Genomic DNA, 17966 nt, shown 5'->3' on the forward strand with positions numbered 1-17966 from the left:
CATCTATTTCCCCGTATATGATTTCAAAATGCTTTAAATATTAAAATCATTTAGCCTTTCTAAAACTAAAAACCAATCCCATGAATTTAAAAACTCGTTTGCTTATTCCATCATTTGCTTTTCTACTAGTAAGTTGTACAGATGATAATCCTAGTACGTTAATTGACACTCCACCAATTACAGGCGTTGCCACATACAATCAGAATGTGAAATCCATTATTGATAATAATTGTGTTGTTTGCCATGCAGCTGTTCCCAAAAATGGGTCACCTATGTCTTTGGTTACTTATGACCAGGTTAAAAATGCGGTTTTAAATCGTGGGCTGCTTAACAGGATTTCTTTAGAAAATGGAAATAGTTCATTAATGCCACAGGGAGGACCAAGATTGCCTCAAACCACGATTGATGTTATTAAAAAATGGGAACAAGATGGATTATTAGAGCAATAATCCATACTAAAAAACATGAAAAAAATCATAGTAATGCCAATGATATTGGCTTCGTTCCTTGTTTTTTCGCAGGAAAAAATCTTAACTAAATCATCGACAATCACTTTTGAAGCTTCGGTCCCGTCTTTTCAGCCCGTTATGGGAACCAATACCAATGTAACTTTTGTTTTAAATCCGGCAACAGGTGAAATTGCATCCTTAGCCCTGATAAAAGGATTTCAGTTTGAAATGCCTTTGATGGAAGAACATTTCAATGAAAATTACATGGAGACCGATAAATATCCGAAAGCTATTTTTAGAGGGAAAATAGAAAAGTTTGATTCGAATAATTTAACTGAAGATTATAAAGATTACGTAATAAAAGGAAATTTAGAACTTCATGGGAAATCAAGAGATATAAATGCCAGTGCAAAAATCACCAGGACAGGTTCCCGAATTACCATTATTTCAGATTTTGCTGTTAATGCTAGTGATTTTGGCATTCCAATTCCATCGCTTATCAAGTATAAACTTGATGATAGAGTAAAAGTTCAAATTATTGCTGTTTTAAAATAAGGAAAACCAAAAAGGATTTTTTAACCTAAAATAATATAAAAGCAAAACCATGAAAAAAATTATACTCGTTGCAATGCTTTATGCTTGCGCTATTGGTCTCGCGCAAGAAAAAATGATTAGTAAAGCAGGTAAAATAACTTTTGAAGCATCTGTTGCTTCTTTTGAAGAAGTAAAGGCAATGAATACTAATGTAACTTTTGTCTTAAATCCTAAAACAGGGGAAATTGCAGCTTTAGCCTTAATGAAGGGATTTCGCTTTAAAGTAGCCTTAATGGAAGAACATTTTAATGAAAATTATATGGAGAGCGATCAGTATCCAAAAGCAACATTCAAAGGAAAAATAGAAGCATTTGATCTTGACAAACTTAGCGCAAATCCTAAAGATTTTATCATAAAAGGTAAATTAGAACTTCACGGAAAATTGAAAGACATAAACATCCAGGCAAAGCTAAGCAAGTCAATATCAGGAATTAGTATTGTGTCAAATTTTACTGTAGTTGCCAGTGATTTTAATATAGAAATTCCAAGTCTGGTTACAGGTAAGCTATCCAATAAGGTAAACATCTTAATAGATGCAGTTTTAAAATAAAAGATCTAAGATGGAAGAAGAAATAAAAGTTGAAGAGGACTTTACTATTGTCTGTTTTCAGAATGACAGTTCAGAACCTTTTTTTACGCGCTGTCAATTAAACAGTGCTCTAATACAGTTTCATTTCGTACTGAAAGGTAAGGCCAAATTTTCGTCCAATGATGTTAATTATGATTTGGAATTGAAAGAAGAAAAATCATTGCTATTGTACAATCCACAATGGGATTTTCCACTTCATTTAGAGCTTTCTCCAAATTCGTGGGTCATTTCTGTTATTGTTTCGATTAACAAATTTCATGCGCTGTTTTCTGTTGACACAAGTTTAATTACTTTTTTAAGTCCTGACAATAAAGTTAAAAATTATGATAAAGAAGGAAATATTAGTCCGTCAATGGCAATTGTTTTAAGTCAGCTTTTTCATTTTAACCTTCATCCCTCTATAAAAAACCTTTATTATAAAGGAAAAGGATATGAATTGCTAAGTCTGTATTTTAACCGAAACGAAGATCCAAATGCAGAACAATGTCCATTTTTGATTGATGGAGATAACGTCTTAAAAATAAGAAAAGCAAAAGAAATCATTATTAAAAATATGGCTGAACCGCCAGGTTTACAGGAATTGGCTGATGAAATTGGCCTGAATTTGAAGAAACTAAAAATGGGTTTCAAACAAATTTATGGAGATACTGTATATGGCTTTCTATTTGATTACAAAATGGATTTCGCCAGAAAGCTACTCGATAGCGGATCATATAATGTAAACGAAGTTGGCTTGAAGATAGGTTACAGTACCGGAAGCCACTTCATTGCGGGATTTAAGAAAAAATTTGCGACAACTCCGAAAAAATATCTGATGTCGGTTAATACGAATGTGTAGATTTTTGTTCACTACTAATTTCACGAATTGGCATGAATTAAAAAATCTGCCAGATCTGCCAGATCTGCGAGAGAATTTTTCTTAACATCAATTAAAGAATCAATTTTCGATATCCAATTATAATCAAAAAGTAATAATTATCATATTTCTAAAAAGTAGCAATTTTTACTTTTGCTGAAAATTAAAACAAAAACAAAGCTTAAAGCCTAATGCTTAAAGCCTAAAGCAAAAAAATAAATGAAAGGCGTATTATTAGTAAACTTAGGATCTCCAGAAAGTCCAACTACAAAAGATGTAAAACCGTACTTAGATGAATTTTTAATGGATAAATACGTGATCGATGTTCCGTATTTATTGAGAGCTTTTTTAGTTCGTGGTATTATCCTAAGAAAAAGACCGGAAGAATCAGCACATGCATATGCTAAAATTTGGTGGGAAGAAGGTTCTCCGTTAGTGGTCCTGTCTGAAAGAATGCAGAAAAAAGTGCAGCCTTTGGTAAATGTTCCTGTTTCACTTGCTATGCGTTATGGAAGTATGACTATTGAAAAAGGGTTTCAGGAATTGCACGAAAAAGGAGTTACTGAAGTGATGCTTTTCCCATTATATCCGCAGTATGCAATGGCTTCGACTTTGACGATTTTAGTTAAAGCTGAAGAAATTCGCAAGAAGAAATTCCCTCATATGACTTTTACAGATGTTCCTGCGTTTTACAACAAACCAGATTACATAAAGAATTTAGCCGATTCGATTGAGAAACACTTAGTTGGTTTTGATTACGATCATTTATTATTCTCATATCACGGAATTCCAGAGCGTCATATTCGCAAGACAGATGTAACCAAATCACATTGTAAAATTGATGGATCTTGTTGTAACACTCCTTCGGCCGCACACGATTTTTGTTACCGTCATCAATGTTATGAAACAACCAGACAAGTCATAAAATTATTAGGACTTCCTGCTGATAAATACAGTTTGACTTTTCAATCGCGTTTAGCCGGAGACAAATGGCTAGAGCCGTATACGGATGTTGAAATTGATAATATGCCAGCAAAAGGAATCAAGAAATTAGCGGTTGTAACGCCAGCTTTCGTATCGGATTGTCTAGAAACTCTGGAAGAAATCGCTATGCGCGCCAAAGAAGATTTTGAAGCAAAAGGCGGCGAAGAATTCTTAGCGGTACCGTGTCTGAATGATGATGATGAATGGTGTCAGACGGTGAGTAATTGGATTAATGATTGGGCTAGATAAATCTAAATTAATAGCATAGAATATTACATTTACTATTTGTGGTTTTTTTAAAATGACTACGTTAATATCACTCTATTTGTATTAGTTTAGTCCCCTAAATAAATTTAAATTTGGAAGATTTGAATTAGGTTTACCTCGTTAATCACTTTGATTATAAATTTATTTAATCAATTAAATTTATAAAGAGTAAAAAATAGATTTTTTCCTGTTTAGATTATCTAATCTTTTTGCTTAAATCCCCAACTTTCGTACATGACCGCATAATGACTGGAAAAGGAAACAAAAAATAAGCTAATATACTGTTTAATAGATTTTTAAATAAAAAATGGCGCCAATTGTCTTCAATTGGCGCCATTTGGCTGTAGTGACCTCTACGGGACAAATTTCGATAAATTTTATGGAAGATTTAAAGGTATTGGCTTACTACATGTAGACGCTGTCTTTCATTGGCTTAGTAAATTTGGTTTGGATGTCCTGTTGGGAATCCATGCAAAAAATATATAAACTCAATTTGTTTACCACATTAAACTATTATACAATTCTACAAATATTATGAAGGATTTGAACAGATTCTTATAGTTAACGTAGAATTGTCTTTCATTGTCTATATGAATTACTGTTTCGGATTTAAAAATAAAGCTATTTGATTTTCTTTTGTTAGATAAGTCTTTCGTAATTTTTGTGGTAAAAATATCAGGGTTAATCATTCGAATATGTTACTTTCCTAAAAAATACGAAAAATCCTGTTTTAATATTAGCAGTTTATTATATTTGTTTTAAGCAACAGAAGTTTTTTCACAGACTAAAGTCGATAACAATCTCATTGAACCAATAGTAATTAAAACAACTCTTCAAAATTATAATAGCAAGTTAATGAAAATAGTTTTTTACCAACCTAAAAATAGCATTCTTAAAAAATATATGGAAGGTTACTATTTTATGACTCCTGATGATTCTCATCAACCATTTCACTACCTCACTTTTCCAAATAATTTTTTTATTCTTTCTGTAGCAATCGGCAGTCAGATTATGACTGATGATAACCAAATTATAATCTCGCATTCCCCAGCAAACGAAATAATAGCGGATTTTCTAGCACGTTATACAAGACCAATTGAAATTCTATATAAAGATCCCGTACCAGAAATCACCATTTATTTTAAGCCTTCGGGCATAAATCATTTTATTGATAAGGCTTATCTGCTATTCGGGCAGAAAACGGCAATCAACTTCAATCCCTTTCCTGATTTTTATGAAGCAATGAAGGGTATATTGGAACTGAAGGATCTAACACTCCAAATAGAGATGCTTGAAGAATACTGGCTTTCAAAATTTGAACAAAAAGACCTTAAATTGATCGAGGATATTTTACTAGATATAGAGTCAGATATGAAAATTTCAGACATTGCTTCAAAGCATAATATGTCAAGACAGCATCTTAATACTCTATTCACAAAAATAGTCGGAAAACCCTGTTCTGAGTATAGAAAGATCTATCGTTTCAGATCGACAATTGAAAAAAAGAAAAATACAAAAAAACTGACCCAGCTTACATATGACAATCTCTTTTATGATCAATCTCATATGATAAAAGATTTTAAAGACCTTACCAAGGTAAGTCCTCAATCTTTCTTTAAAAAAATAGATATAGACAAAAAAAATATTTGGCTTTACATATAGACTTTACATTTTTACAATTTTCGCTGTCGTGATAAGACTACTTTCGTAATCTTATAGGAAAAAAAAATGAAACAAAATTTCAAGCTTGCATTTTTTGCAAATATCATTTTATTTGCAAGTTGCAACTTATCGGCACAGCAAAAAGACAATTACTCAACAAAAATCGACAGTTTGCTGAAAACCAAAAATCCAAGAAATTTTAATGGAGCGGTTATTATTCAGCAAAAGGGAAAATTAAAGTATGCAAAAGCGTTTGGGTTTGACGATTTCAATAAAAAAACTTCGCTGAAAGTCGACGATAAATTCTCTACAATGTCGCTGGCAAAACAATTTACAGCAACACTTATTTTACAGCAAGTAGAAAAAGGAACGATTGATTTGCAAACACCTATTCGTAAATATTTGCCAGATTTTAAATATTCCTGGGCAGACACGGTTACCGTTCATCAGCTGCTGAATAACAGTTCGGGTTTGTACAGCGAAAGTTTGGACAAACCGCTGAAGTTTAAGCCTGGAACAGCTTTTAGTTATTCAAACGTTGGTTATTATGTGGCTGGATTGGTTTTGGAAAAGCAAAGCGGGAAAAATTTTGAAACTTTAGTAACAGCGCTATTCAAAGCATGCAAAATGAAGAACAGCTATTATCCGAATGAAACCAATAGCCAATTTTTGACGAAAGGACACTTAATAAAGAAAGATGGAACGATAAATCAATTTGATAAAATAAGCTTTACAACTGACCAATATTGGGGGAGTCATTTAATTGTATCCGCACAAGATCTTGCAAAATGGAATGAATGTTTACACAACGGTAAATTACTAAAGTTAACTACTTATAAAATGATGACGGGTTATTCAATAACCAATACGCATATTCTTTTTAGCGAAAAACCAATTGGATATGGATATGGATTACGTATAAACGATAAAGAAAATATACTTGAAATCGGACATACAGGCTTTCATCCAAGCGAAGGATTTACAGCGGTCAATTTATATTATCCTAAAACAGATACAAGTATTATTGTTATGGAGAATCAGGCGAACGAAAATTTTGAGATTGCATATTATTTTGAACAGCAAATTAGAAAAATTATAAAAAAAAGCCAGCTTTTAAAATAATCCTAATTCATGACACGAGACAACTTTTACACTCAATAATCTTAAGAACAGATATGAATCAAATTTTTAGATTACCATTTCTTGGAATATCACTTCTATTTTTAAGCTGCAATTCAACTTCAGTTGTTAGAAAACAAAATGGAAAACTATCAGCTGATACTTATTTGCCTAAAGTGGTTTATAAATCAGGCGATTTTGTCATAACGCAATTAACTGAAAATGCATTTGAACATAAGTCTTTTCTGCAAACAAAGAGTTCCGGGAAAGTGCCTTGCAATGGAATGATAGTTAGAAACAGTGGTGAAGCAGTTATCTTTGATACAACATCCGACAGTCTTTCCTCTGCGAAATTGATTACATGGGTAAAGGAAAGACTGAACTGCAAGATAAACGCTGTTGTGCCAACCCATTTTCATATTGATAATTTGGGTGGGTTGAAAGCATTTGAACAAGCCGGAATTCAGTCATATGCTAATTTTAAAACCATTGAATTTGCAAAAGAACGAAACGAAAATTTACCACAAAATGGTTTTACGGATTCGCTTGTAATAAAAGTTGGAAACAAGAAAGTCATAGCAAAATTTTTTGGAGAAGGTCATACACGTGATAATACTGTTGGATATTTTCCTGATGAAGAAATATTATTCGGAGGCTGTTTAATAAAAGATATTGATGCCACCAAAGGCAACCTTGCAGATGCAAATGAAAATGAATGGTCAAATACGGTAGCAAAAATAAAAAAATCATATCCCAATATTAAATACGTGATTCCAGGGCACGGACAATATGGTAATCAAAAATTATTAGATTATACTATCGAATTATTTAAAAAACATTAAGAATATTCTACAATAAGACAACCTCATAAAAAAACACAATGGCAAAGAACTTTTTTATTTTATTCATTTCTACAATTTTATTAATAGACTGTTCGACAAATAAAGAACAATTTGGAGAAAGTACTATTGAAAATGCTACCGGCACAGCTTTATCGAAAGATGAGTTTTCTAAAATCAGGAGTTTAAACAATGAGACTTTCGATACGGTAAATTTTGTAAGTAGAGAGAAAGTAGGACTCAAGTATCGCTTATATAGGCCCAAACAGCAAAAAACATGTAAATCATTCCCATTAGTAATCGTGTATCATGGTTCCGGAAGGCCCATTGGAAGTGATAATAGTTCTCAATTGGGGGTTTTACCAAAACTATTTGCAAGTGCAGAAATACAAAATAAATATCCAGCATATGTTTTAGCGCCGCAATTCTCTGAGCGGTCTTCAGACTATGAAACCGACAATAAAAGAAATCTGCTGTATTCAAAACCTAGAGCTTCCCTAAATTCAGTAATGCAGCTTATAGACTCGCTAAAATCAAATTTAAATATTGACAGTAAAAGAATTTACGTAGTTGGATATTCTATGGGCGGTTCAACTGCAATTAATTCATTGGCATCAAGACCGGATCTTTTTGCAGCAGGAATTAGTATTTCTGGCATACCGCAGTTTGATAAAACAGAAAAGCTGAAAACAATTCCCATTTGGCTTATTCATGGTCTTGATGACACAGAAAACCCGATCAGCAGTGATGAGCAATTTTATAAAGAAATGAGCACTAATATCCGTTTTTGGAAATTAAAGGGAACAACCCACGATAATATATTTACCACTACGATTTTAGGAGAAACATTACCGGAATGGTTGTTCAAACAGCATAAGAAATAAAACTGCTGCTGATATCGATTTTGCAAAAATAAAAATTTCAAAAAATACCAGATATGATGTAGTTACGAATTTTAATAAAAAGATTTTATAAAACAAATTAAACAAAACTTACCTATGAAACAATTACCAAAGTTATTCTTTACCTTTTTACTTATTATGTTTTTTGGTTGTACTGGTTTTAGCCAAGAAAAAGCAATTGCCAGTGACCAACGTTATATTTTCTTTTTTCATAATGGTTTTATTGAACAAAATGATCTTAGTGTAGCACATCCTGAATATGGAAAAGCAGAATACAATGAAATTTTAGATTCCTATAGAAAGGATAATTTTATTGTTTTTAGCGAAATTAGAAAGAAAGATACTGATGTTCATAAATATGCAAAAAAGATAGTCAAACAAATTAAAGGATTACTAAAAAAAGGTGTTTCACCAGGTAAAATAACCGTAATAGGAACTTCGAAAGGGGGGTACATTGCACAGTACGTATCAACTTATCTGGCAAATCCAGAGGTGAATTTTGTTTTTATCGGATGTTTCAGGGATGTCGATATTGAAGAATGGCCTGATATTAATTTTTGTGGAAACATTCTAACTATATACGAACAATCAGATGTATTGGGCGTTTCAGCTATTAGAAGAAAAGTAACTTCGAAACTTAAAGTAAATCATTTTAAGGAAATAGAGTTATATACTAATCTTAAGCATGGCTTTTTATATAAAGCCTCAGACGGATGGATTGCACCTTCTAAAAAATGGGCAAATGGGAACTATGAATAGTACACATAATTTGACAAACCTGTGGAAAAAAGTAAACAATTTTGGACTCAGTTGATCCGTAATTAATTAGGTACAAGTAGGAGAGTGGTTTATAAGATTATAGACCACTTTGTAAATTGTGTTTTATAATTAGACATTGAAAATTAGTTCAGCAAAATTTAGAAAAATGTTAGTCTTTGTTTTAACTCATTCAATGTTTTCGAATGCTGTTAAGTTATCTTATTTAAACGGAAAAATGATTTAAAGGTAATTTCTTTAGTAGTCGAAATAAAAAAATGGCGCCAATTGTCTTCAATTGGCGCCATTTGGCTTTGTAGTGACCTCTACGGGACAAATTTCTATAAATTTTATGGAAGATTTGAAGAGATTGGCCTTTTATATTTAGTATCTGTCTTTCATTGGCTTTATAAATTTGGTTTGGATAGCTTGTCGTCTCCAATTATCATTACTAGAGTATTATTATAAATATCAATTAAGTTAAAATGAAATTTCTTTTGTCCTCTGTTTGGTTTCACTGCTTCATCCGCAATACTTTTATAATAAACGGTTCCATATAAGGAATTTCTAATAAATATGAGGGTTGAACGAACTGCCTAAACAAACTTTATAAAAGGAAAAATGCTTTAATTTGTTAAATTTTGCGAGAGAATTACTTCTATATAAAGTAGTAACTTGAATTAATTATTTTATTTTGTAATTCCTCAAAAAATAAAGAATTATTTATTACCCTTTTTTATGATCTATTCATCTTCTCGTATTTCATGGGATACCAATGTCAAACATTACATCCGAAATGGATTATACGATAACTTACCCAATACCATAAAAGCTAGAATTCCCAAATCAAACAAACACCGATGGAAACATGAAACAGCTGAAAAGTATTTAGGTTGCGAAGTAGCAAATTTCATAAAAGAAGAATTAGAACTCATAAAACGAACTGGAGAATCTAAGAATGCTAAAAAAGTTATGGAAGCTTATTTCAAACTTTCTGACACCTACCATGAGATTTTAAGTACTGTAAAAGGAATCAAACAACAAATTGCCTTACAAAAAGAAAAATTAGTAAATACTGTTGAAAAGGTAAAAGACATAATTCCTATCGAAAGAGCATTAAAAGTCTTCAATATTTCTAGAGCCACCTATCATAATTATAAAGTATTGGTTATCAGTAAATGTGAATCTTCTTGTTTTTTGTGGTGTGTTAGACAATATCCGCACCAATTATTAAAAAAGGAAATTTTGCAAATCAAAAAATATATGGAAATAAAGGACTATCAACATTGGTCTAAATCTTCTGTTTACTTGTTGGCACTACGAAATAAAGAAATTTCTTTTGGTTTGTCTACTTGGTATAAATATTCCAAATTACTGGGATATACGACTACAAGGCATCTGCATCCAAAGAAATTATATGGCTCATTGAAGAGTTTTAGACCTAATGAAATTTGGTGCGCCGATGTAACGATATTGAAAACCGCTGATGATAAAAAACATTATATTCATTTTTTGATGGACCATTATTCTAAAATGATTCTAGGATATAGAATTGAAAATAGTTCCAGTCCAAAAGCTATTAAAGATTTGTTAGAACAAGCCTATTTAAAATATAAAAGCAAAAAGCCCATTACTTTTGTCACCGATGGAGGTGTGGAGAATGTAAACATCAAAGTTCATGATTTTTTAGAGACAACCAATCAAGAGATCAAACACTTAATTGCTCAAAAAGACATTCCTTTTTCCAATTCTAAAATTGAAGCATTTAATAAAATCATCAAACACCAGTTTTTGTTGCCACAAAATTTAATCAACAGAGAACAGCTAGAGTCCGCTTTAATAGAAAATGTACTGACTTATAATACGATACGTCCGCAATTTTCATTGCAAGGAAATACCCCCGCAGAAACTTTTTCAGGAAAACCAACAGTTTTGAATACTTACAAAATGCATTTTCTAGAACAGAAAACCTTGAGAATATCTTCAAACCAACAGAATAGATGCAAAAACTGTAATTGATATTGGAAAAGTAAAATTCCAATAGTCGATTTTTATCAGTATTGGATTTTTTATAGCTTGAAGCGCTTTATGATTTAGTTTGATTATTTAGATAATACTATTTTTACGCAAATTCCTTATACGGAACCGTTTATTATAAAATGATCATGTTAAGAGCAGGCGAGTTTAGCAGATTCGAGGGAAATAATTGGTTTAATTTTTCCTGAAAATTTCACATTTCGAGAAGACAAAATCCAAACCGCTAGGATCAACGAAATGGTCAACTGTATCTATTTGGTAAACAATAGATTAAGAGCAAAAAAAAACGGGACAAAAGATGATATTTTTCTTTTGTCCCGAGTAGTGACCTCGACTGGATTCAAACCAGTAACCTTCTGAGCCGTAATCAGATGCGCTATTCAGTTGCGCCACGAGGCCTTTTTGTTTTCAATTAAGCTAATATTTCGTAGCTTTGTTGATTGCTTATTGCGGGTGCAAAGATAGGTATAAATGCGAGATATGCAAGCATAAAATAACATAAAAATAAAAAAAAATGAAGATTGAAAATTATATACGTGATATTCAGGGATTTCCAAAAGAAGGAATTTTATTTAAAGATATCACGCCGCTCTTAAATGATCCAATTGCAAGAACAGGATGCCTCACAATTTTATTAGAATCTTTAAAAGGACAAAAAATAGACAAGGTAGTAGGAGCGGAGAGCCGTGGTTTTTTCTTCGGAATGTTGTTGGCACAGGAATTAAAGGTTGGTTTTATTCCCGTAAGAAAACCTAAAAAACTGCCTTATGAAGTTATTTCAGCTTCATATCAACTGGAATATGGCTCCGATAGTTTAGAAATGCACACAGACGCCATCCAAAAAGGAGATCGCGTTTTAATTCATGACGATGTTCTGGCAACTGGCGGAACTGCAAAAGCAGTTTGCGAATTGGTAGAAAAACTGGGAGGTGAAATTGTGCAGTGTAATTTTTTAATGGAATTATCTTTTCTAAACGGCAGGGAAAAAATTAAAGACCATCCTATTTTTGCAGCACTTACGTATTGATTAAACTAGAACGATTTTGTTTTTTATGGCGTAGAGCACTAATCCAATTCGGGTTTTGATTTCGAGTTTATCAAAAAGGCATTCTCGATAACCGTCGATTGTTTTGGGGCTTAGACACATTTCTGAGGCGATTTCCTTATAGGTTTTTTCGGTGCAGGCATGTTTGATGAAAACAATCTCTTTTTCTTTTAGACTGATTTTTTTCGAATCATCATTCGCTTTTTTGACCAGCATTCCTGAAACATATTCTGTAAAATAAAAACCTTTTTCAATCACAGATATCATAGCCTCTTTAAAAATCTCGGGTGAGGTGTCTTTTAATAAATAACCTTTGGCACCATTGGTAATCATTTTGATGATAATTTCTTCATCATCGTTGACAGAAAGGGCTATAACCTTCAAATCGGGTTTGTTTTCCTTAATCCATTTCATGGTGCTTACGCCATCTAAAACGGGCATGTTTACATCTAATAAAATCAGATCAATTTCGGTATCAGGATTGTCCTGTAGATAGGAAAGAAAAACTTTTCCATTTTCAAATCGGTTAATCACCTCAAAATCCTTAAAACTATTGATTAAAAGTTCGAGAGACTGAGAAAAAAGCTGGTGATCATCTACAATAATTATTTTGCTTTTAGTGTTTGGTTTCATTGGTTTTCGATTAAGGGGTATTCTAATATTACAGTGGTTCCTGATGGGGCAGATGCCATTATTAAGTGCGCTCCAATTAACTTGGCTCTTAATTTCATGTTACTTAAGCCTAATCCTGAGTTTATTAGGCTTGTGTTATATCCAATTCCAAAATCTTTAAATTCTAAACGGAAAAGAGTTTCGGTTGTGGTAATGTTAACTTCAAAAAGATCGCTGTGCGAGTGTTTAAGACTATTGTGGAGCGCTTCCTGAAAAATTCGATAAATAAACAAATCATGTTCCTGGCTAATCTTAGGTATTTCTCCGTTTAGATTATAGCGATATTGAATATTCTTAAGCTTTTTTATACGCTCTAAATCCTGTTGTATGGCTTCGATAAAATTGCTTTGCAGTAAATTGTCTTTATTGATGATTCGGGATAAAATTCTTATCTCATCTAATGATTTGGCTAATATCTCTTTTAAGTCACTAATTTCATTCTGCTGAATAGGTTTTCCGCTATTTAGGTACATGTTAAGCTGCATGATACCAACCGAAATAATCTGGCCTATATTGTCGTGAAGTTCTTTACTGATTTCGCTCAGTGTCTGATCCTTAATCTCAATTCTGGTTTTAACTAATTCCGATTGAAAATAAAGCTCTGATTCCATTTTTTCAACCAGATAGGTATTCTTTTTTTTCAAAAAATAAAAGAATATCACAAGCAGAATGATCAGTAAAGTTAAGAAAACAATACCTAAGGAAATGACTAATAATTGTATTTCTTTTCGCTCCATAAAAATCCAATAATATAACAGCTATGCGCCAGGACATTCAAAATAAAGACTACCAAACTAAAAATAGATTCGTCATGTTTGATTAAAAACCAGTTTAACGCCAGCATAAAAGGCAAAAAAGGTACATGAAAAACTAAAATTCCTAATATGTACCAGAAAAAGACGGATCTTTTAAAATTCAATATTTTGTCTGAATTAAAAATTTCAATTAAATACAAGCAGGATAATATCATAATCAATATAACTCCAATGGCGAAACTATAAGTAAACGAATGGTTTACATCTTCTTTAAAATACAAAATATTCAGGAAAAAGGAAATGATAAACAGCATAAAGCAAAGACTCGCTACTATTCTATGATTTACCTTTGATAATAAACTCCTTAAAAGCACTATATAGGCAGAAAAGGTTACCAGCATATAAAAATTAAAAACGTAGTAATTTAACAGGCCTGTCCATTCTGTAAAATAATAACCTACTTTTTCTATTACTACAGAATACCAAATTAAAATTACTAAAAATTTAGCTCTATTACTAGGAAGTTTGTGCATTGAGATCAATCCAATAATTCCAGAGAATAAAGCTAAATAGAAAGTGTAAAATCGTAAAAACTCAAACATAATTTTTTAGTAATTTAGGCTAGGCGGTCTTCCAATACTGCCGTAATTCATTGGTTCAATGCTTGAAATATCAGCATTACTTTCTTCACTTAAAAGGGCAAAAGTTTGTACTTCATTTTTAGTATTTGTTCTGATTTTTTTGCCGGTAGCTTGTAAAAATACCGTCATCAAACCTGCTTTTTCAGCATATTTTTTCTGTTCAGGATATACGCCAAAGTAAATTCGGATACCGTTTACATCATATCCGGTTTTTTTACCTTTTGATTTGATGTATTCGATGTAATTTTCGAGTTCTTCTACAGAAAACCAAACGGCATTTGCATCTTCTTTTTTAATGTATTTAGTAATAATACTGGCTCTGTATTTCATGAAATTCAGATGCAGGTCTTTTGCGAATTTTCTAGTAATTAATTGTGTCGGTCTTTCAAGTTCTTTTTCCATAATGTTAGAATTAAATCTTTAATAGTTAATGGTTTAATTGATTTGTCAAATACTGTTTAAACAAATATTCTCAGCAAAATTATTTTAAAGCCTTACAAGAGACAAGGGGAAATATACCCTTTTTTGTAAGGGTAAATTTATTTAAAAAAATGGGTTAAAGTGCTGTTTTGTAATAATTTATAAAGAATCAATTTTACATCGTTCCTTTTTGTGCACAAAATGGATAGGCGAAATCTGAAAAGCCTATTAAAAGAGTAAGAATTAATAGTAATACTAAAAATTATGAGTTTATATCACGAAGTTTTTCAGGGAGAATCATTCAGCGAAGACAATTATTTTGAAGCTGTAAGATATGTTTTAGGACCAGAGTATTCTAATTTAAGCGAAAGCGAGCTTGAAGACGTCCTTTTATCAAGAGTAGACCAAATGTCTGAAAGTGAAGCAGAAGGTTTTTGGTCAAGTTTAGGAAATGTAGCCAGCAGTATTGGTTCAGGAGTTTTGCGCGGTGTTTCTGCAGTAGCTCCAATAGTAGGAACTGCTGTTGGGACTTATTTTGGTGCGCCTCAAATTGGGGGAGCTGTTGGAGGATTAGTAAGTAATCTGGCAGGAGCCGGAAGTGCAGCCTTAGACAATAGCCGTCAGCCACAACGTCGACCTGCGCCTCCGCAACAACGCCGACAAGCAGCTCCGCAGCAACGCAGACAGGCTCCGTCGCCAGTTAGACAAGCATGGGGAAATACAACCAGATATCTTGCTGATGCCGGTAGAGCGGCTCTTCCGGCGATTCAACAATATGTGCAGGATAATCCGGTGCAATTGCGTCCGCAGGCTGCGCAGGATATTGGTAGAGTACAAGGTTTGTATAATCAGTTAGGAGGTGTTATTAACAACCCTCAATTTCAGGCAGGCCAGGCACAGCAAAGTTTAGGAACTGCCAGTCCAAACTCACCAATTGAAAGCCACTCTTTTGCAGAATTAATTGAAAGTGTGAATTATCTAACCGAGAATATCCTGTATGAATATTATAACGGAGGATTAATTCCAACTGAAGACTATTATGTTGATCAATACGGCCAATTTGTTGGTACCAATACCCCCAACAGAATCAATAGACTTGAGAATTCTATTGCCAGTTTATAAAACCTAAAAGTTATAACAATGGATGCTTATTTAGAATATTTGAAAGAACATAATCCTGAAATGGCCAAATATTTTGAGCTGATGCAACCCATGATGGAAAAAAAAGAACCTGAAGAGGAAAAAGAAATTCCAAAAATTGATGCAGAGCTTGAAGAACGTATAAAAAGGCTTAAAAAAATCAATCACAAGCTTTTTACCATTATTGAAGGATTGAAGTTTCAGCTGGAATTTGAACTAAATCAAAATGACGATCTGGCAAACGCAATAGGCGCCTGTACGGAATGTTTTGGCGGAAACAGTGATTGCCCGGAATGTTTTGGAACCGGAAAACCAGGCAATAGCATTCCTGATTTTATTCTTTTCAATAAATATATTCAGCCTGCTATCCAGAAGTATAACAAACATTATTTCAATAAAAATTAACCATTAAAATTTTAAATTATGAGCTATTTTGAAAGTTATTTAGACGAAGATTTATTAAATGAAAATTATTTCAACGAAGATCTTTTAGGCGAGGATTTATTAGAAAGTTATGACGAAAGTTATGATGAAGCCGCTAAAAAAAGACCTTCCATAAAAGGTATTAGACCAAATGTAAGTTCTGCAGTAAAACAAAGATCAAACTTTGGAAAAGCCCTGAGCGGAAGAGCGAATGACTATGCTACGAAAAGCGAACTGAAAAAGTCATTAGATGCCATTTCGAACCAGGTGAATGAACTTAAAAAAACATCATTAGCCACTAATAAAACTCTGGTAGCCTTAGATCAAAAGCATACAGAACTTGCTAAGTTAGATGCGCGTAAAGGCGATAATCAAACTAAGGTTTTAAAAAATATGCAAATGATGAGCATGATGGGATCCTTGCTGAATCAGCCAAAATTAAAACCTGAGAATTTGGAATTCATTCCCGCAAAAGCAGCTGATAGTAACGGACCAGCTCATGATGCAAAAATAATTGAAAAGCCAAATACTAGTGCGATTTATGTTGATCAGACGATGTCTTTGTTACTGCCAATGATGACTACAATGGGAGATTCTGGTTCTGGAAAATCGGATAATTCGAACATGATGTTACCATTAGTTTTAATTATGTCTCAACAAGGTCAGGGTAATACAGGCACTAATAATACAATGCTGCCACTTGTCATGATGATGATGATGAATAAGTAAATGTGAGAAGGGCAATTGAACCCAATTGCCCTTTTATTTCTATTAACCTTAAAATACACAACAATGAATCCGTTTAATTTATTAATCAATTATGTAATAGCAACCACTAGAGCAAGTTATTACAATATACCCGGAAATCAGGAAGTTACCAATACGGCACTCTTAACCGGTATGGTCTCGGAGAATCCACTGCTGAGTTATTTAATAATAGACAACAAAGCAAAAATTGAAGGCGAGAAGTTTGGTACAACAACTACAATAGTTCCCACAACCACATCAAGACCTGAAAATCCAAGTTTACCACCATCACCAGAAACTGTTGTAACTCCTCCAACGGAGACAAAAGGAACAGAGACTCCAGCAGAAGATACTGCTGCGACATTAGAGGGAATCAGAAAGGAAATCTTGGCAAACAGTACAGCTTTGGCAACTATTACTACCGAATTTGGTGATCTGAAAACAAAAATAACGAATATCGAAGGTGATAATAAGAAGTTCCAAGAATCTTTAATTGAAATTCAAACGAAACTCAATGAATTTTCAGGAGTAAAGCAAACGCCAGACACTGTAGCGGTTAGCAAGAATATTGTAGCTCAAAAAGCATCAACTAAAGCCGAAACAAAATGAAAACCGCTGTCTCTAATCACGAAACCATTAATTTAGAAAAAATTGAAAAAACAACCAGTCAAATTTTGAAAAAAATCAATTGTATTCGCCCAAGTTTATTTACCAGCAATCTCAAATTTTCAAAAAAGGCTGAAGAAGAAAAGATTCTTTTATTTAAAGAATTGATTCCGAAAAAAATATTCTCGATTGAGAAGACGATTGATTTATTTTCTAAGATTTTAGCAGATAATAACTTTTCGAAGTTGGATCAAAAAGATCAGGATTTTATTTTGGGATTAAAAAAAATAGATCTCAAAAACAGTCAGTATGTAAGTGAAATTACTGAATTTATAACACAGGAGAATGAAATAGACGTAGTCTTTTTTTCTTTAGTGGAAGAGAATCTTTATTTCACATATCTTAATTCTGAATTGTACGATATTGACTTTAAGTTGAGTAAAATTAGTTTACAACCCTAAAA

The 17966-nt window shown here is 32.6% G+C and carries 21 protein-coding genes and 1 tRNA gene; 17 read left to right on the forward strand and 5 right to left on the reverse strand.

What is annotated here, in order from left to right; translation table 11 throughout:
• The first annotated feature begins 80 nt into the window (after nucleotides 1-80).
• The 11 genes from AC3ITQ_RS15765 (at nucleotide 81) to AC3ITQ_RS15815 (ending at nucleotide 11036) form a co-directional block, all read left to right on the forward strand.
• Nucleotides 81-449, forward strand: a complete 369-nt coding sequence (locus AC3ITQ_RS15765; RefSeq protein ID WP_489235119.1) for a hypothetical protein — start codon at nucleotides 81-83, stop codon at nucleotides 447-449.
• A gap of 15 nt (nucleotides 450-464) precedes the next feature.
• Nucleotides 465-1004: a YceI family protein gene (locus AC3ITQ_RS15770; RefSeq protein ID WP_489235120.1), complete on the forward strand. Its 540-nt coding sequence runs from the start codon at nucleotides 465-467 to the stop codon at nucleotides 1002-1004.
• Between the two features lie 49 nt (nucleotides 1005-1053).
• Nucleotides 1054-1593 (forward strand): YceI family protein, encoded by a 540-nt coding sequence (locus AC3ITQ_RS15775; protein WP_489235121.1) that lies wholly within the window; start codon nucleotides 1054-1056, stop codon nucleotides 1591-1593.
• 10 nt (nucleotides 1594-1603) lie between these two features.
• Nucleotides 1604-2470 (forward strand): helix-turn-helix transcriptional regulator, encoded by an 867-nt coding sequence (locus AC3ITQ_RS15780; RefSeq protein WP_489235122.1) that lies wholly within the window; start codon nucleotides 1604-1606, stop codon nucleotides 2468-2470.
• A 237-nt stretch (nucleotides 2471-2707) separates the two neighbouring features.
• The gene (gene hemH, locus AC3ITQ_RS15785; protein ID WP_489235123.1) at nucleotides 2708-3721 is read left to right on the forward strand and encodes a ferrochelatase; all 1014 of its coding nucleotides are present in this window, start codon (nucleotides 2708-2710) and stop codon (nucleotides 3719-3721) included.
• A gap of 873 nt (nucleotides 3722-4594) precedes the next feature.
• The gene (locus AC3ITQ_RS15790; protein ID WP_489235124.1) at nucleotides 4595-5401 is read left to right on the forward strand and encodes a helix-turn-helix domain-containing protein; all 807 of its coding nucleotides are present in this window, start codon (nucleotides 4595-4597) and stop codon (nucleotides 5399-5401) included.
• Between the two features lie 66 nt (nucleotides 5402-5467).
• A complete protein-coding gene (locus tag AC3ITQ_RS15795) occupies nucleotides 5468-6523 on the forward strand; it encodes a serine hydrolase domain-containing protein (protein ID WP_489235125.1) in 1056 nt (351 codons plus the stop codon).
• Nucleotides 6524-6576: 53 nt separating this feature from the next.
• Nucleotides 6577-7362 carry a subclass B1 metallo-beta-lactamase gene (gene bla, locus AC3ITQ_RS15800; protein WP_489235126.1) on the forward strand — a complete coding sequence of 262 codons (786 nt, stop codon included), beginning with the start codon at nucleotides 6577-6579 and terminating at the stop codon, nucleotides 7360-7362.
• A 38-nt stretch (nucleotides 7363-7400) separates the two neighbouring features.
• On the forward strand, nucleotides 7401-8243 hold the full coding sequence (locus AC3ITQ_RS15805) for a carboxylesterase family protein (protein WP_489235127.1): 843 nt from the start codon (nucleotides 7401-7403) through the stop codon (nucleotides 8241-8243).
• Between the two features lie 114 nt (nucleotides 8244-8357).
• A complete protein-coding gene (locus AC3ITQ_RS15810) occupies nucleotides 8358-9020 on the forward strand; it encodes a dienelactone hydrolase family protein (protein ID WP_489235128.1) in 663 nt (220 codons plus the stop codon).
• Nucleotides 9021-9755: 735 nt separating this feature from the next.
• Entirely contained in the window at nucleotides 9756-11036 is a 1281-nt protein-coding gene (locus tag AC3ITQ_RS15815) for a transposase (RefSeq protein WP_489235129.1), read from the forward strand.
• A gap of 343 nt (nucleotides 11037-11379) precedes the next feature.
• Here the strand turns inward: AC3ITQ_RS15815 and AC3ITQ_RS15820 are convergent.
• Nucleotides 11380-11453: transfer RNA gene (locus AC3ITQ_RS15820), tRNA-Arg, on the reverse strand.
• Between the two features lie 115 nt (nucleotides 11454-11568).
• Between AC3ITQ_RS15820 and AC3ITQ_RS15825 the strand changes: the two genes are divergently transcribed.
• Nucleotides 11569-12081, forward strand: coding sequence for an adenine phosphoribosyltransferase (locus AC3ITQ_RS15825; RefSeq protein ID WP_489235130.1), 513 nt, complete (start codon nucleotides 11569-11571; stop codon nucleotides 12079-12081).
• Here the strand turns inward: AC3ITQ_RS15825 and AC3ITQ_RS15830 are convergent, their stop codons facing one another.
• The 4 genes from AC3ITQ_RS15830 to AC3ITQ_RS15845 form a co-directional block, all read right to left on the reverse strand.
• Nucleotides 12082-12732, reverse strand: a complete 651-nt coding sequence (locus tag AC3ITQ_RS15830) for a response regulator (protein WP_489235131.1) — start codon at nucleotides 12730-12732, stop codon at nucleotides 12082-12084.
• Nucleotides 12729-13382 carry a sensor histidine kinase gene (locus AC3ITQ_RS15835; protein WP_489235132.1) on the reverse strand — a complete coding sequence of 218 codons (654 nt, stop codon included), beginning with the start codon at nucleotides 13380-13382 and terminating at the stop codon, nucleotides 12729-12731. The genes AC3ITQ_RS15830 and AC3ITQ_RS15835 overlap by 4 nt, the downstream gene beginning before the upstream one ends.
• 98 nt (nucleotides 13383-13480) lie before the next feature.
• Nucleotides 13481-14128 carry a hypothetical protein gene (locus AC3ITQ_RS15840; RefSeq protein WP_489235133.1) on the reverse strand — a complete coding sequence of 216 codons (648 nt, stop codon included), beginning with the start codon at nucleotides 14126-14128 and terminating at the stop codon, nucleotides 13481-13483.
• A 6-nt stretch (nucleotides 14129-14134) separates the two neighbouring features.
• Entirely contained in the window at nucleotides 14135-14569 is a 435-nt protein-coding gene (locus tag AC3ITQ_RS15845) for a hypothetical protein (protein ID WP_489235134.1), read from the reverse strand.
• A 282-nt stretch (nucleotides 14570-14851) separates the two neighbouring features.
• Here AC3ITQ_RS15845 and AC3ITQ_RS15850 point away from each other — a divergent pair, with 282 nt between their 5' ends.
• The 5 genes from AC3ITQ_RS15850 (at nucleotide 14852) to AC3ITQ_RS15870 (ending at nucleotide 17964) form a co-directional block, all read left to right on the forward strand.
• A complete protein-coding gene (locus AC3ITQ_RS15850) occupies nucleotides 14852-15709 on the forward strand; it encodes a hypothetical protein (protein ID WP_489235135.1) in 858 nt (285 codons plus the stop codon).
• A gap of 18 nt (nucleotides 15710-15727) precedes the next feature.
• On the forward strand, nucleotides 15728-16132 hold the full coding sequence (locus tag AC3ITQ_RS15855; protein ID WP_489235136.1) for a hypothetical protein: 405 nt from the start codon (nucleotides 15728-15730) through the stop codon (nucleotides 16130-16132).
• Between the two features lie 18 nt (nucleotides 16133-16150).
• Entirely contained in the window at nucleotides 16151-16879 is a 729-nt protein-coding gene (locus tag AC3ITQ_RS15860) for a hypothetical protein (protein WP_489235137.1), read from the forward strand.
• Nucleotides 16880-16942: 63 nt separating this feature from the next.
• Nucleotides 16943-17506, forward strand: a complete 564-nt coding sequence (locus AC3ITQ_RS15865; protein ID WP_489235138.1) for a hypothetical protein — start codon at nucleotides 16943-16945, stop codon at nucleotides 17504-17506.
• Nucleotides 17503-17964, forward strand: a complete 462-nt coding sequence (locus AC3ITQ_RS15870; RefSeq protein ID WP_489235139.1) for a hypothetical protein — start codon at nucleotides 17503-17505, stop codon at nucleotides 17962-17964. Before AC3ITQ_RS15865 ends, AC3ITQ_RS15870 begins: the two co-directional genes overlap by 4 nt.
• Nucleotides 17965-17966: the final 2 nt, after the last annotated feature.

It is taken from the genome of Flavobacterium sp. KH_001 (genome assembly GCF_057840745.1).

What these genes read in the sequence shown, in the direction of transcription:
- AC3ITQ_RS15765 (WP_489235119.1), top strand. Translation starts at nt 81, where the DNA reads ATGAATTTAAAAACTCGTTTGCTTATTCCATCATTTGCTTTTCTACTA.
- AC3ITQ_RS15770 (WP_489235120.1), top strand. Translation starts at nt 465, where the DNA reads ATGAAAAAAATCATAGTAATGCCAATGATATTGGCTTCGTTCCTTGTT.
- AC3ITQ_RS15775 (WP_489235121.1), top strand. Translation starts at nt 1,054, where the DNA reads ATGAAAAAAATTATACTCGTTGCAATGCTTTATGCTTGCGCTATTGGT.
- AC3ITQ_RS15780 (WP_489235122.1), top strand. Translation starts at nt 1,604, where the DNA reads ATGGAAGAAGAAATAAAAGTTGAAGAGGACTTTACTATTGTCTGTTTT.
- hemH (WP_489235123.1), top strand. Translation starts at nt 2,708, where the DNA reads ATGAAAGGCGTATTATTAGTAAACTTAGGATCTCCAGAAAGTCCAACT.
- AC3ITQ_RS15790 (WP_489235124.1), top strand. Translation starts at nt 4,595, where the DNA reads ATGAAAATAGTTTTTTACCAACCTAAAAATAGCATTCTTAAAAAATAT.
- AC3ITQ_RS15795 (WP_489235125.1), top strand. Translation starts at nt 5,468, where the DNA reads ATGAAACAAAATTTCAAGCTTGCATTTTTTGCAAATATCATTTTATTT.
- bla (WP_489235126.1), top strand. Translation starts at nt 6,577, where the DNA reads ATGAATCAAATTTTTAGATTACCATTTCTTGGAATATCACTTCTATTT.
- AC3ITQ_RS15805 (WP_489235127.1), top strand. Translation starts at nt 7,401, where the DNA reads ATGGCAAAGAACTTTTTTATTTTATTCATTTCTACAATTTTATTAATA.
- AC3ITQ_RS15810 (WP_489235128.1), top strand. Translation starts at nt 8,358, where the DNA reads ATGAAACAATTACCAAAGTTATTCTTTACCTTTTTACTTATTATGTTT.
- AC3ITQ_RS15815 (WP_489235129.1), top strand. Translation starts at nt 9,756, where the DNA reads ATGATCTATTCATCTTCTCGTATTTCATGGGATACCAATGTCAAACAT.
- AC3ITQ_RS15825 (WP_489235130.1), top strand. Translation starts at nt 11,569, where the DNA reads ATGAAGATTGAAAATTATATACGTGATATTCAGGGATTTCCAAAAGAA.
- AC3ITQ_RS15830 (WP_489235131.1), bottom strand. Translation starts at nt 12,732, where the DNA reads ATGAAACCAAACACTAAAAGCAAAATAATTATTGTAGATGATCACCAG.
- AC3ITQ_RS15835 (WP_489235132.1), bottom strand. Translation starts at nt 13,382, where the DNA reads ATGGAATCAGAGCTTTATTTTCAATCGGAATTAGTTAAAACCAGAATT.
- AC3ITQ_RS15840 (WP_489235133.1), bottom strand. Translation starts at nt 14,128, where the DNA reads ATGTTTGAGTTTTTACGATTTTACACTTTCTATTTAGCTTTATTCTCT.
- AC3ITQ_RS15845 (WP_489235134.1), bottom strand. Translation starts at nt 14,569, where the DNA reads ATGGAAAAAGAACTTGAAAGACCGACACAATTAATTACTAGAAAATTC.
- AC3ITQ_RS15850 (WP_489235135.1), top strand. Translation starts at nt 14,852, where the DNA reads ATGAGTTTATATCACGAAGTTTTTCAGGGAGAATCATTCAGCGAAGAC.
- AC3ITQ_RS15855 (WP_489235136.1), top strand. Translation starts at nt 15,728, where the DNA reads ATGGATGCTTATTTAGAATATTTGAAAGAACATAATCCTGAAATGGCC.
- AC3ITQ_RS15860 (WP_489235137.1), top strand. Translation starts at nt 16,151, where the DNA reads ATGAGCTATTTTGAAAGTTATTTAGACGAAGATTTATTAAATGAAAAT.
- AC3ITQ_RS15865 (WP_489235138.1), top strand. Translation starts at nt 16,943, where the DNA reads ATGAATCCGTTTAATTTATTAATCAATTATGTAATAGCAACCACTAGA.
- AC3ITQ_RS15870 (WP_489235139.1), top strand. Translation starts at nt 17,503, where the DNA reads ATGAAAACCGCTGTCTCTAATCACGAAACCATTAATTTAGAAAAAATT.